We start from the raw sequence: 13,077 nt of genomic DNA, 5'->3' as shown, positions 1-13,077 counted from the left end.
GCGTCACTTCAGGCCGCCCGCGAACCCGCGCAGCAGGTAGCGCTGCACGTAGCCGGCCACGGCCAGCGTGGGCAGCGACGCCATCAGCCCCGCGCTCATCAGGTCGCCCCAGTCGATCCCGTTCTCGGTCACGTAGCCGGCAATCGCGAGCGGCAGCGTGAAGCGGCTCGGCGTCGACACGAACAGCAGCGCGATCAGGAATTCGTTCCATGCGGCAATGAACACGAAGATCGCGGTCGCGATCAGCCCCGGCGCGCACAGCGGCAGCACGATCTGCACGAGCCGTCGCGCGAGCCCCGCACCGTCGATGCACGCGGCTTCCTCGTATTCGATCGGCACGTCGCGCACGAACGCGAGCAGCATCCAGATCGCCATCGGCAACGCATAGATCTGGTACGCGAGCACCAGGCCGAGCGTCGAATCGAGCAGGTGCAGCCGCTTCGCGAGCGCGAACAACGGCACCGCGATCGTGATTGGCGGCATCAGCTTCAACGCGAGCACGAGCACGAGGAACAGCAGGTCGAGCCGCGCGGGAAAGCGCAGCCGCACGAGCGCGTACGCGGCCGGAAACGCGAGCGCCAGCGCGAGCAGCGTCGTGCCGAAGCCGACCAGCAGCGAGTTGAACAGCGGCGCGCCGATGCCGTTGGACCACACCGACGCGAAATGCTCGAAGGTCGGCGCGGCCGGCCAGAGCCGCAACGGATGATCGAGGCGTTCGAGCGTCGGCATGAACGCCGCGCCGGCCATCCACAGGCACGGCAGCAGCAATAGCGCGAGCGCGACGACGCGCAGCGCCCACGGCATCGCGCGCCCGGGTGCGGCGCCCGTTCTCGCGCGCGAGATGCCCGCGGATCGCGCGGTCATGCGCGCCGCCTGCGAACCGTCTGCCATACGTACCCCGAAACCAGCAGCGCGGACGCCGCGAGCATCAGCACCGACGCGGCGCTCGCCGGCCCGACGTTGAAGAAGCGGAAGCCCGTGTCGTAGATATAGGTCGACAGCGTCTGCGTCGCATTGCCGGGGCCGCCGCCCGTCAGCGCATAGACCTTGTCGAACAGCTTGAACGTGTCGATCGAGCGCAGCAGCAGCGCGAGGCCGATCTGCGGCGCCGCGAGCGGCAGCGTGATGTCGCGCAGGCACTGCCACTCGCTCGCGCCGTCGGTGCGCGCGGCCTCGTACAGCTCCTGCGGGATCGACTGCAGCCCCGCGAGCACGATCAGGAACGCCATCGGCGTCCACTGCCAGACGTCGACGAGCGCGAGCGACCACAGCGCGAGATGCGGATCGGACAGCCAGCGCACGCCTTCGACGCCGAACGCCGCGAGCAGCGCGTTCAGGAAGCCGTCGAAGTTCAGCCAGTTGCGCCAGATCGCCGAGCATACGAGCGTGGACAGCATCATCGGCAGGATCGCGAGCGGCAACGCGATGCGCCGGCCCGGAAACGCGCGCACGAACAGCAGCGCGAGGCCGAAGCCGAGCGCGACCTCGGCGAGCGACGCGACGATCGTGAAGCGCAGCGTGTTGCCGAAGCCGGCCGTGAACGCGTCGTCGCCGAGCACCGCGCGATAGTTCGCGAGCCCCGCGAACGCGCGACGGCCGGCCGAGTAGTCGACCTGGCAGAACGAGTCGATCAGCACCTGCGCGACCGGATACAGCGCGAGCGCGGCGAGCACCAGCAGTGCCGGCCCGAGCAGCGCGACGAACGGCAGGCTGCGGCCGAAGGCTTTCATGCGCCGCGCTCCGGCGACGGGTTGACGCGCGCCGTCACTTGCCGGCCGCGGCCGTCGCCTGCGCGATCTTCTGCTGCGCCTGGCGCAGCGCGGCGTCGGGCGCGGCCTGCCCGGTCAGCGCGAGCTGCAACTGGTCGCCGAGAATGCTTTCGACCTGCTGCCAGTCCTTCACGCGCGGCCGCGCACGGCCGGCTTCGAGCGCCTTCAGCTGATCCGGATACCAGCGGTACTGCCGCACCAGCGCCGGATCGTTGAACACGCTGCGGCGGGTCGGCGGAATGCCGATGCCGGCCAGGCGCGTCTGCGTGTCGCGGGCGGTCAGGTACGCCAGGAAATCCTGCGCGAGCTTCGCGTGCGGCGCATCCTTCGGAATCCCCATCTGCCAGATGCCGAGCATCGGCGCCGGGCCGGCGGTCTGCCCGGGCGGCGGCTGCAGCGCGATCTGCCCGACCACGCGCGACTGCTTCGGATCGTCGAGCGCCGGCACCCAGGCCGGCCACACCTCGATCGACTGCGCGGCCGTGCCGCGCTGCAGCGCGTCGCGCACTTCCGCCGCGCCGTACACGTCGACGTCCTTCGGCGCGAACGCCTTCAGCGCGAGGAACGTCTTCAGCGCGGCCTGCGCTTCGCGCGAATCGATCGTCACGTTGCCGGCATGGTCGAACACGTCGCCGCCGTACGCCCACAGGATCGGCAGGAAGCCCGTGACGACCGGGTTGCCCTTCGTGCCGCGAAACACCACGCCCGACACGCTCTTGTCGGCGCCGCCGACGGTCTGCGCGATCTTCAGCACGTCGTCCCAGTTGCGCGGCGGCTGCAGCTTGTACTTCGCGAGCAGGTCCTTGCGGTACGCGAACATCTCGACGTTGCCGACGATCGGCAGCGCGTATAGCGCCCCGGCCGCGTTGCGGCCGAGCGCGACGGCGGACGGCACGAGATCGGCGTCCGCGAGCGACGCCGGCAGCGGCTTCAGCCAGCCGTTGCCGATGAATTCGGGTGCCCACGTGTCGTCCATCATCACGAGGTCGTACGCGCCGGTGCCTTCGCGCATCGACAGCTTCAGCTTCTGGTACAGGTTCGCGTTCGGCAGCTTGAGCAGCTCGATCTCGGTGCCCGGGTGCAGCTTGTTGAAGCCGGCGACGGCGTCGGCCAGCCCCTTGCCGTAGATGTCGTCGCGGCCTGCGATGACGAGATCGGCCGCGCAGGCGTGCGAGGCGGCGAAGGACAGCGCGATGGCGGCGGACAGTACGCGCAGGCGGCTCAACAGGGTCATGTGGTCTCTCTCGGTCGGCGTGTGTAGCGGGACAACCATGCGTTGCACACGTGTGCAACGCCGGCGACACGTCGGTCGCCTGAAGCGTCGCCATTGTTCACGTCGACCGTGAAGGTATTGTGGCAAGCGGCAAGCCGGGCACCCCGCGATGCGTGTAAGGTGCCGGATGGAACGATCCGGTTCCTGATGAAAATGGCGGAATAGCCGCCCCCGACCTTCCGCGCCATCGCTTGCGATACGGGATTTCCGTCGATCTCGACCGTTCAGTTAAGCACACGGGCGATTTTTTTCAAGCATCGCTTTCCACCAGTTGACCGGCGCGCCGACTCGCGCCGCCGACCGTCAGAAGTTCACGCGAATGCCGGCCATCACCGCGAGTTGCCGGGTCGAGTTGCTGTTCGCGAGCACCGGAATCTGCGCATAGTTCGCCGCGTTGCCGTCCGCGTCGGTGCCGAGCCCCTTCCCGCTCGCGATCTGGCCGATCGCAACCGCATACAGCGCCGTGCGCTTCGACAGGCTGTAGTTCGTGCCGACGTTCACCTGATGAAACCGCGTCGTGCCGCGCCCGTCGGTATGCGCGGCGTTGAAGATGTACGCGATGCCGCCTTGCAGCGCCGGCGTGAACATGTAGGTGGCGTTCAGTTCGCCGATATCGAACGTAAACGCCTGCGTGCGCGGCTGCGCGGCGGTCGAGAAATAGCGGCTGTCGCCGAGGCGCGTATGCGTGTAGGTGAGCGCGATCGTCGCAGCGCCCAGCGTGACCGAGCCGCCCGCGCCGAACGCGCGCATCGAGCCGGCATCCTGTAGCAGGCAGTACATCGCGCCCGGGTTGCTGCACGCGAAATCGCCGATATAGCCGCTCGCGCCGCCGAGCGCCGCGTCGAGCGGCTGGTGCAGGTCGAGGTAGCCGACCGAGAACGCGACCGGCGCGCGCGTGTAGGTCGCGGCCACCGCATAGCCGCGCTTCGCGGAAAAGTCGCCGGCCTGCCCGCCGAAGCTGAACGTGCCGCCGAACGTGAGGCCGTTGAAATCGGCGCTGGTGAACTTCACCGCGTTGTTGAAGTTGAACGCGGCGTTCAGGTTGTCGACGTCGCCGAGGTGCGAGCCGTACGGCGTCGCCCAGTTGTTGCTCGACACGTACGCGCCGAGCATGTCGGTGTACGAGTCGTACTGGCGGCCGAGGCCAAGCGTGCCGATCCGGTCCTGGCGCAGCCCGACCCAGGCCTGCCGGCTGAACGCGGTGCCGCCTTGCAGCGCCTGCCCGTTCGCCGACAGGAACTGCTGCTCGAGCGTAAACACCGCGTCGAGCCCGCCGCCGAGCGGCTCGGCGCCCTGGAAGCCGAAGCGCGACGGCACGAGGTTGCCGCCGCCCATCTGCCACGCATGGCCGCCGCCCGTGCTGCCGTCGGCACGCGTGAACTGCTGGTTCGTCGAGTAGATGATGCCGGTATCCACGGTGCCGTACAGCGTCACGCTGCCCGCGGTCTGCGCGTGTGCGTGGATGCAACCCAGCGTCGCCGCCGCCGCGGCCAGTCGTCGTCCTGTCTTCATGTCCCGCCCCTCTTTGGTCATCGATTCGCAGTGCAGATCGATGGTGTTGTCGATATGGGTGACAGGACTCTATCCAGCGAAAATTCAGGACCTCTATCGCAAATCGGCAAACCGTGGCGCGCATCGTGCGCGACGGTGCCCGGCGGCGGCGGCGCGCCGCGCGTGCGTCATTCGGGGCGGGTGGTCTGCGAGGGCAGCTCGCCGAACAGGTCGCGATACTCGCGCGCGAAATAGCCGAGATGCGTGAACCCCCAGCTTGCGGCGGCCTCGCCGACACCGAGCTGCTGCACGGACGTCGTGCGCAGCATGCGGCGCACCGCGTTCAGCCGGATCGTGCGCAGATAGCCGACCGGCGTGACGTCGGCCACGCGTTGAAAACTCGTCTGCAGCGTGCGGCGGCTGCAGCGCAGCGCGCGGCACAGTTCGAGCACGGTGACGGGTTCCTCGGGCCGCTCGCGCAGGTGCTTCTCGCAACGGCTCACGATGTCGCTGTAGGTGGCGTGCGTGATGTCGCGGCGCTCGACGCCGGTGCCCTGTTCGAGCGCATCGAGGAACATGCCGAGCATCGCGTCGCGGAACATCCTGCGGGTGGCCGCGTATTCGAGGTGGCCCGGATTGCGCTGCGCATCGTCGATCAGCGCCGACAGCCTCGCGCCGAGCGCGACGCCCTGCGCGTCGGACAGCCGTGTCACGTGGCGCAGCTTGCGCGCGCCGGACGCGCCGAATTCGGCTTCGCACAGCTCGTCGATCATGTCGGACGCCGCGCTGATCCCGACGAGCCCCATCCCTTCCGGCGTATGGAATTCGAAATCCTCGCCGGCACGCAGCGCGAGCAGCGCATGGCCGTCGACGGGCTGCCCCTGGAACGTGCCCGCGAGCGGCACGGACAGCGGCACCGCGAGCGACGTGCGCCCGTGAGGCGCGACCCCGGTTTGCGCGACGCGCCGGTTGGTGGTTTCGCGAAAGAAGTGGAAATCGTCGTACAGCACCTGCGTGACGGTGCCCTTGAAGCGACCCGGCGTCATCTGGCGATAGACCTGATGCCAGCCCGCGATCGCGAGCCCGTGATCGTGCACGTCTTCGTGTGAGCGTGACTGGAACAGCATCGGCATCTCCGGTGAAACCCTTGAACGCGACCGCCGGTTCCCCGGCGCGCAACGTCATAGCTTACCCGTGCAAAATCCTGCGTAGTGCGGTTTCGAACGCAAGACAGGCTGCGGACAACACGGCGGCCTGCTCGCCCGTCAGCCTGACGTAGCGGCGAAACGACGGCATCCGGTTCACCACCTCGCTGCCGCCGAACGGCACGATCGCGAGCGTCCAGCGGCCGTCGTGTGCGTCGATCGTGCAGTCGGTCAGGTGCAGCGGCCGCAGCGCGTCGGCCAGCGACGGTTCGGCAGCCAGCGCGTTCACCGTGTCGACGAATCCGGGGTCGCATCCCGGCGCGGCGACCGCGTCGATGCCCTTGCTGCGCAGCCAGCCGGTCTGGCGCACGCGCGCGCTGCCCTGCACGGTCGGGCCGCATGCGGTTGCCGCCACCTTCACGCTGACCGTATGCATCAGGAACTGGCGGTCGACGCGCTCGTCGATGCTCACGCGCACGCCGTTCGGCAGTCGGGCCGTCGCGCCGCCAAGCGCGGCAGACCCGCCAGCCCCGTCGGCTTCGCGCTCGGCGCGCAGGTCGGCCAGCACGCGCGCCGCGATCGCGCCGGGCCGATGGCCGGGCGGCCGTGCATCGGGCGCCACGCGCCAGCGGGCGAGCGCGGCCTTCACGACGCGACGTGCTCGTTGCGCAGCACTTCCTCGACCGGCACCGGCCGGAACGGATGCCGGCGCTGCACGACGAGCGTCCAGAACAGCGCGTACAGCGCGGTGAGCCCGAGCATCGCGCCGAACGGCACGTAGATGTCGCGCGCGTTCATGCCCGGCGGCGTGATGTACCAGATCGCCAGCACGATGCCGACGCTCGACACGATCTGCGGCAGCGGGAACAGCGGCGAACGGTACGGGCGCGGCAGGTCCGGGCGGCGAATCCGCAGCATCACGACCGACGCCGTGACGAGCAGGTACGCGGTGCCCCATGCGCAGGTCGCGGCGAGCACGAGGTGCAGGATGCTGTCGAGATTGCCGTTGATCAGCCATGCGTGGAAGATCGGCACGACCGCCGCCGCGACGATGCCGACCACCGGCGTCTTGAAGCGCGGATGCAGATACGAGAAACAACGCGGCAGCGCGCCGTCGATCGCCATCCCGTACAGGATGCGCGGCAGTCCGGCCATCAGCGTGTTGATCGTCGCGGCGCCCGCGCACAGGAACGCGATGCCGAACCACACGCGGCCGAAGGGCCCGAGCACCTGCAGCGCGAACGCGGGAATCGCGCCCGGCGTGTCGAGCAGGTGCGTGAGGCCGTCGGGGCTCACGGGCACGTTCGCGACCTGGCGGCGGATCGCCGCGCCGTACAGGAACATGCAGATCGCGACGCCGACGAGGCCGAGCGCCATCGCGCGCGGAATCGTGCGGCCCGGCGCCTTCATTTCCGGCGCGAGCGGCGTGACGAACTCGCAGCCGACGAACATGAATATCGCCATCCCGACCAGCGACAGCACGGCCGGCACCGACGTGCCGACTTCCGAGCCGCCGAACCAGCCGTCGAGATGCACGGCCGGCGCAGCCGCGAGCCCGAGAATCCCGAAGATCATCAGCGACAGCCACATGCCGGCCGTCAGCACGATTTCGAGCTTGCTGAACACCTTGATGCCGACGATGTTGGTGATCGCGAACGTGACGACGAGGCCGACGCCGACGAGCCACGAGCTGTTGTGCTTCTCGAACGCGGCGTTCAGCGATTCGAAATTGACGAGCGCCATGATGCCGCTCAGGATCGTCTCCGCCGTGCCGGCGAACACGTGCACGAGGAAATACGCGGAAATCGTGCCGGTGATCGCCCAGAAGCGGCCGAGCCCGCACGACAGGTAATCGTAAACCGAGCCGGCCGTCGGCAGCATCGCGGCCGCTTCGGAGAAGGTCGTCGCCTGCGCCTGCATCATCACGAACGCGATGATCATCGCGACCGCGAACGCCCAGCCGCCCATCCCGAAGCCCGACGTCGCGGTGAGGATCACCGGGCTTGCCATGATGAGACCGACGGCGCTGGCCAGCGCGGTCGGAAAACCGACCGCGCCCGCGTTCAGCGCCGTGCCGCCACCCGCTTCAGCCGGCGTGCCGGCGGGCGCGTCGCCTGCTGCGCCGTTAACTCCTGACCATCCCGACATCCCTGTCTCCTTCGTGGGTCGCCCCGGCCACCGCTTCGTCGGCGGCTGGGGCTGCATTTGCGTTGCGGTCGGCCCGGGGCGGCGCTTCAGCGCTTCGTCTCCCGGGCCCCTGTCGATCACACCTCGATCCGATGTCGAAAAAATACGCAGGCAAAATAATCCGGTCATAGCGCAAATCGGCAAACCGGCGGCGGCGTGCGCGCCTGCCACCGCAGGGTTGCCGTCACGCGACCCACGACGCGGTTACGCGAACGGCACGGCCTCGAAGCCCGCCGCGAGCGCGTCGACGATCCGGTCGAGCTGTTCGCGCTGGATCACGAGCGGCGGCGACAGGATGATCTTCGTGCCGACCGGGCGCACCAGCACGCCGTGCTCGCGCGCGACTTCCGCGACGGCATTCGCATAGCCGGACAGCGGGTCGATCGGCTCGCGTGTCGCCTTGTTCGCGACGAGGTCGAGCGCGAGCATCAACCCCTTGCCGCGCACCTCGCCGACCGCGGCGAAACGCTGCGCGAACGGCTGCAGCGCCTCGAGCAGATACGCGCCCTGCTTCGCCGCGTTCGCCGGCAGGTCTTCCTTCACGACGATGTCGAGGCTCGCGATCGCGGCCGCGCAGGCGACCGGGTGGCCCGCATACGTGTAGCCGTGCATGATCGCGCCGCCGAAATCGGCATTCGCGGCGAACGCGTCCTCGATCCGCGCGTTCACGACCGTCGCGCCGAGCGGCACGTAGCCTGACGAGATCCCCTTCGCGAGACACATGATGTCCGGGCGCACGCCCCAGCCGCGGCTGCCGAACAGGCTGCCGCTGCGGCCGAAGCCCGTCACGACCTCGTCGGCGATCAGCAGCACGCCGTAGCGGTCGCACACCTCGCGCACGAGCGGCCAGTAGTTGGCCGGCGGCACGATCACGCCGCCCGCGCCCTGGATCGGCTCCGCGATGAACGCGGCGACCGTGTCGGGGCTCTGGAACTGGATCTCGCGTTCGAGCATTTCCGCGCAGATCCGGCCGAGTTCCTCCGGGTCCTGCGTGAACGGGTTGCGGTACAGCCACGGCGTCTCGACGTGGAAGCAGCCCGGCAGGTTCGGCTCGTAGTTGCGGCGGAACACCGTGTTGCCGTTCACCGACGCGCCGCCGAAGTGCGTGCCGTGATAGCCCTGCTTCAGCGAGATGAACTTCGTGCGGTCGGCCTGGCCGCGCACCTTCCAGTACTGGCGCGCGATCTTCAGCGCGGTCTCGATCGAGTCGGAGCCGCCCGAGCTGTACAGCACGCGGCGCATGCCTTCCGGTTCGAGCATGTCGATCAGCTTCGTCGACAGTTCTTCCGCGCGCGGATGCGAGATGCCGTCGAACAGCTGGAAGTATTCGAGCTCGTCGAGCTGGCGCACGATCGCGTCCTTCACCTCCTGGCGGTTGTGGCCGACGTTCACGTTCCACAGGCCCGCGACGCCGTCGACGAGTTGCTTGCCGGTTTCGTCGAACACGTAGCAGCCGTCGCCGCGCACGATGCGGATCGGCTTGCGCTGCTTCATCTCGTTAGGGTGCAGCATCGGGTGCCAGAACTTCGCTTCGTTGTAGCTCATTGCAGTCTCCAAGGTCGGATCGGTTGAACCTCGATCGCCGAGGTTCGAGGGTTGCGTCGTCGGCGCAGTGCGTCAGTGCGTCAGTGCGCGATGCAGACGGATTTGGTTTCGGTGAAGCCTTCGATCGCGTACTGGCCGAATTCGCGGCCGATGCCCGATTGCTTGTAGCCGCCGAACGGCATCGACGGGTCGAGCGGGATATGGCAGTTCACCCACACGGTGCCGGCCTCGATCTGCGGCACGAGGTTCATCACGCGCTTCAGGTCGTTGCTCCAGATACTCGCGGCGAGGCCGTACGGCGATGCGTTCGCGAGACGCACCGCATCGGCCGCGTCGTCGAACGGCACGACGACGATCACCGGGCCGAACACCTCGTCGCGCACGATCGCGCTGTCCGGATGCGGATCGGCGATCACGGCCGGCTTCACGTAGTAGCCGGGCAGGTCGTCGGCCGGCGTGCCGCCCGCGAGGAACGTGAGGCCCGCGCGTCGCGCGCCTTCGATGTGCTGGACGACCTTGTCGCGATGGTGCGCGGACACGAGCGGGTTGATCTGCGCGGTCGTGTCGAGGCCCGCGCCGAGTTTCATCGACTGCGCGACGCCGGCCAGGCCGTCGGCGAGCTGCGCGAACTTGCTGCGGTGCACGTAGATGCGCGACGCGGCCGCGCACACCTGCCCCTGGTTGAAGAACGCGCCGGCGGCGACGCCGTCGAGCGCCTGCGCGACGTCGATATCGTCGAGCATCACGATCGGGTTCTTGCCGCCGAGTTCCAGCGAGAAGCGCGTCATGTTCTGCACGGCCGCCGCACCGACCAGCTTGCCGGTCGCGGTCGAACCCGTGAACGAGATCTTCGCGATCGACGGATGGCTCGCGAGCGCGGCGCCGCACACGCGCCCGCCGGTGACGACGTTGAACACGCCGGGCGGCACGCCGGCTTCGAGCGCGAGTTCGGCCAGGCGCAGCGCGGTGAGCGGCGTTTCCGGCGACGGCTTCAGCACGATCGTGCAGCCGGCCGCGAGCGCGGGGATCAGCTTCCACACCGCGATCATCAGCGGGAAATTCCACGGCACGATCGCGGCCACCACGCCCACCGGCTCCTTGCGCGTATAGGCCGTGTAGCGCGCGCCCGGCGGGAACGGGATCGACACGTCGAGCGTCTGGCCGGTGATCTTGGTCGCCCAGCCGGCCATGTAGCGCACGTATTCGACGCTCGCGCCGACCTCGATCGCGCGCGACACGTGGATCGACTTGCCCTGGTTCAGCGTTTCGAGCTGCGCGAGCGTTTCGGCGTCGCGCTCGATCAGGTCGGCGAGTTTCAGCAGGATGCGTTCGCGCTCGGCCGGGCGCAGCCCGCTCCATGCGCGCGTGTCGAATGCATGCTTCGCGCTGGCGACTGCGCGGTCGACGTCGTGTGCGTCGGCATCCGCGACCGTCGCGAGCCGCTCGCCGGTCGCGGGGTCGTACACGTCGAGCCGCGCGGCCGCGTGCGCGGGCTGCATTTCACCGTCGATGAAGAGGCCGAAATCGCGCGCAACGAAGGTGCGCACGGTGTCGCTGACGGCGACGAAGTTCGTGGTGCTCATGGGCGTCTCGATGATTGTCGTGGCTGGACCGCGTGCGCACGGGCACGCGGGCGTCGTTCCACTGTATCGACGACGGATTGCGCCCGGTGAGCGCAAATTGGCAGCGCGTGGGCGCTGGGGGAGCGGGTTCGAACCGCGCGGGGATGGGTCGCTTCGAGGCCGTCGAGGCACCCGGCAAGCCGGGCAATACGTGGTTATTCCTGAATCGGCGATCGCGAACGTTCGAAGCCCGAATCGCAATGATCCGACGAATCAAAGAAACAACGCCCCCACCAGTTCGGTACGATTCGACACGCCCAGCTTGCGGAACATCCGCATCAGATGCGTCTTGACGGTCGGCTGGCCGAGCGCGAGATCGCGTGCGATCTCCTTGTTCGAGCGGCCGTCGCGCACGAGGCGCGCGATCTGTTCTTCGCGGTAGGTCAGGCGCTCGGCGCAATCGATCCGGTGGATGCCGCCCCGCGCGCGCAGCAGCGGGCTCAGTGCGGCTTCGGCCACCGGCTGCAGCCGCGCGAGCGCGTCGAGCTCGCCGGGCGCGAACCGCCCCGCCGTGCGGTTGCCGGCCAGGCCGGCGCGCGTTTCGCCCGCGCCGAAGCGCAGCAGCGAGAACGCACCGACCGTCCGCCCCGCATCGCGCAGCCAGATCTCGACGACGTCAGCCACGTCGTGCCGCCGCAGGAAACGGGTCCAGTATGCGGACGCGTCGCGTCTTTCGTCAGGCAATTGAGACGCGAGCGTGACGACCGCGCGTTCACCCGCCGCGCAGCGCGACGGATGCAGCGGATCGAGCATCCGGTAGCGCGCGACATAGGTGCGATGCATCGATTCCGGCATCCCGAACAGCTCGAAATCGGCCGGTTCGCCGCTCAGGTCGAGCCGGTAGAACACGATCGCGGACGGGCTCGCGAACGCGTCGAACGCATCCACGCACGCGCGCAGCGCACGCGACCAGTCGGCGGCGGCCGGATCGGCGGGAACGGATGAAGTCGGCATGGAGGAATCGGCGGGCGGGCGAACGTGTCGAGGATCGAAGCTCGGGCCAGCCTACCGGCGCCGAAAAGCGCCGGTGAGCACAAATCGGCAAATCGTCCCGGCCCGGCGCGACCGGATGCGGCCGCGACGGCCGGTCCGGTTTCGTCCGGGACGAGGCGGGCGCGCGACGGGGCGCGCCCTCGCGTCAGCGTGCGTTCGCGGCGAACGTGTCGCAGGCGCTCAGCTCGCCCGACTCCATCCCGCGCCGCAGCCAGTACACGCGCTGGTCGCTGGTGCCGTGCGTGAAGCTTTCCGGCACGACGTAGCCCTGCCCTTGCTGCTGCAGCCGGTCGTCGCCGATCGCGGCGGCCGCCTTCAGCCCCTGCTCGAAATCGCCGGGTTCGATCAGCCGCTGGTTCGCGCGCTGCGCGTTGTTCGCCCATACGCCGGCAAAACAGTCGGCCTGCAGTTCCATGCGCACCGACAGCGCATTCGAGTGCGCCTGGCTCGCCCGCCGACGCGCGGCGTCGACCTTGTCGGAAATGCCCAGCAGGTTCTGCACGTGATGGCCGACTTCGTGCGCGATCACGTAAGCCTGCGCGAAATCGCCGCCCGCGCCGAACCGCTTGCGCAGTTCGTCGTAGAAGCCGAGATCGATGTACACCTTGCGGTCGCCCGGGCAATAGAACGGCCCCATCGCGGTCTGGCCCGTGCCGCAGGCGGTCGGCGTCGAGTTCGTGAACATCACGAGCGTCGGCGGCTGGTACTGCGCATGCAGCTGGGTATTGAACACGCTCGTCCACGTGCGCTCGATATTGCCGAGCACCTTGCGCGTAAACACCGAGCCCGCGTCGTCCGCCGGCGCGCCCTGCCGCTGCGTGGGCGCGGGTTGCGCCTGCTGCTGGCGGCCCTGCAGCGCCGACGCGCCTTCGAGCACCACGCGCGGGTCGATCCCGAAGAAATACGATGCCGCGAACGCGATCACGATCGTGCCGATGCCGATCGTCGCGCCACGCCCGCCACCGAACCCGCCCGCGCCGCGGCGATCCTCGACGTTTGTGCTTTCCCTTTCGTCGTCCAGCCTCATAGCCGGCCCTCCCTGTTCGTTCTTG

The 13,077-nt window shown here is 68.9% G+C and carries 11 protein-coding genes; all 11 read right to left on the bottom strand.

Annotated elements, in window-relative coordinates; all coding sequences use genetic code 11:
* Window positions 1-3: 3 nt before the first annotated feature.
* The gene (locus HWX08_RS01935) at window positions 4-864 is read right to left on the bottom strand and encodes a carbohydrate ABC transporter permease (RefSeq protein WP_174920635.1); all 861 of its coding nucleotides are present in this window, start codon (window positions 862-864) and stop codon (window positions 4-6) included.
* Complete coding sequence (locus HWX08_RS01930; protein ID WP_107309714.1) at window positions 861-1,730, bottom strand: carbohydrate ABC transporter permease; 870 nt, start codon at window positions 1,728-1,730, stop codon at window positions 861-863. The genes HWX08_RS01935 and HWX08_RS01930 overlap by 4 nt, the downstream gene beginning before the upstream one ends.
* A gap of 34 nt (window positions 1,731-1,764) precedes the next feature.
* Window positions 1,765-3,003: an ABC transporter substrate-binding protein gene (locus HWX08_RS01925; RefSeq protein ID WP_069260346.1), complete on the bottom strand. Its 1,239-nt coding sequence runs from the start codon at window positions 3,001-3,003 to the stop codon at window positions 1,765-1,767.
* Window positions 3,004-3,345: 342 nt separating this feature from the next.
* A complete protein-coding gene (locus HWX08_RS01920; RefSeq protein WP_069260347.1) occupies window positions 3,346-4,554 on the bottom strand; it encodes a porin in 1,209 nt (402 codons plus the stop codon).
* 167 nt (window positions 4,555-4,721) lie between these two features.
* Window positions 4,722-5,660, bottom strand: coding sequence for a helix-turn-helix domain-containing protein (locus HWX08_RS01915; RefSeq protein WP_174920634.1), 939 nt, complete (start codon window positions 5,658-5,660; stop codon window positions 4,722-4,724).
* Window positions 5,661-5,721: 61 nt separating this feature from the next.
* Window positions 5,722-6,327, bottom strand: coding sequence for a DUF3156 family protein (locus HWX08_RS01910; protein ID WP_174920633.1), 606 nt, complete (start codon window positions 6,325-6,327; stop codon window positions 5,722-5,724).
* On the bottom strand, window positions 6,324-7,826 hold the full coding sequence (locus tag HWX08_RS01905) for an APC family permease (protein ID WP_174920632.1): 1,503 nt from the start codon (window positions 7,824-7,826) through the stop codon (window positions 6,324-6,326). The genes HWX08_RS01910 and HWX08_RS01905 overlap by 4 nt, the downstream gene beginning before the upstream one ends.
* 243 nt (window positions 7,827-8,069) lie before the next feature.
* A complete protein-coding gene (locus tag HWX08_RS01900; RefSeq protein WP_174920631.1) occupies window positions 8,070-9,410 on the bottom strand; it encodes an aspartate aminotransferase family protein in 1,341 nt (446 codons plus the stop codon).
* 80 nt (window positions 9,411-9,490) lie between these two features.
* Window positions 9,491-10,993, bottom strand: a complete 1,503-nt coding sequence (locus tag HWX08_RS01895; RefSeq protein ID WP_069260351.1) for an aldehyde dehydrogenase family protein — start codon at window positions 10,991-10,993, stop codon at window positions 9,491-9,493.
* 252 nt (window positions 10,994-11,245) lie between these two features.
* Window positions 11,246-11,986 carry a helix-turn-helix transcriptional regulator gene (locus HWX08_RS01890; protein ID WP_174920630.1) on the bottom strand — a complete coding sequence of 247 codons (741 nt, stop codon included), beginning with the start codon at window positions 11,984-11,986 and terminating at the stop codon, window positions 11,246-11,248.
* Window positions 11,987-12,170: 184 nt separating this feature from the next.
* Window positions 12,171-13,052 (bottom strand): KPN_02809 family neutral zinc metallopeptidase, encoded by an 882-nt coding sequence (gene ypfJ, locus HWX08_RS01885; protein ID WP_069260353.1) that lies wholly within the window; start codon window positions 13,050-13,052, stop codon window positions 12,171-12,173.
* Window positions 13,053-13,077: the final 25 nt, after the last annotated feature.

It is taken from the genome of Burkholderia metallica (genome assembly GCF_902832845.1).
GTDB lineage: Bacteria > Pseudomonadota > Gammaproteobacteria > Burkholderiales > Burkholderiaceae > Burkholderia > Burkholderia metallica.
Note: the sequence above shows the minus strand (reverse complement) of the source record. Positions and strands in the feature narration are given on the sequence as shown.

Bases quoted from the DNA above. Each gene is read 5' to 3' on its own strand.
- HWX08_RS01915 (WP_174920634.1), bottom strand. From the start codon at position 5,660: ATGCTGTTCCAGTCACGCTCACACGAAGACGTGCACGATCACGGGCTC.
- HWX08_RS01890 (WP_174920630.1), bottom strand. From the start codon at position 11,986: ATGCCGACTTCATCCGTTCCCGCCGATCCGGCCGCCGCCGACTGGTCG.
- HWX08_RS01905 (WP_174920632.1), bottom strand. From the start codon at position 7,826: ATGTCGGGATGGTCAGGAGTTAACGGCGCAGCAGGCGACGCGCCCGCC.
- ypfJ (WP_069260353.1), bottom strand. From the start codon at position 13,052: ATGAGGCTGGACGACGAAAGGGAAAGCACAAACGTCGAGGATCGCCGC.
- HWX08_RS01930 (WP_107309714.1), bottom strand. From the start codon at position 1,730: ATGAAAGCCTTCGGCCGCAGCCTGCCGTTCGTCGCGCTGCTCGGGCCG.
- HWX08_RS01920 (WP_069260347.1), bottom strand. From the start codon at position 4,554: ATGAAGACAGGACGACGACTGGCCGCGGCGGCGGCGACGCTGGGTTGC.
- HWX08_RS01900 (WP_174920631.1), bottom strand. From the start codon at position 9,410: ATGAGCTACAACGAAGCGAAGTTCTGGCACCCGATGCTGCACCCTAAC.
- HWX08_RS01935 (WP_174920635.1), bottom strand. From the start codon at position 864: ATGACCGCGCGATCCGCGGGCATCTCGCGCGCGAGAACGGGCGCCGCA.
- HWX08_RS01925 (WP_069260346.1), bottom strand. From the start codon at position 3,003: ATGACCCTGTTGAGCCGCCTGCGCGTACTGTCCGCCGCCATCGCGCTG.
- HWX08_RS01895 (WP_069260351.1), bottom strand. From the start codon at position 10,993: ATGAGCACCACGAACTTCGTCGCCGTCAGCGACACCGTGCGCACCTTC.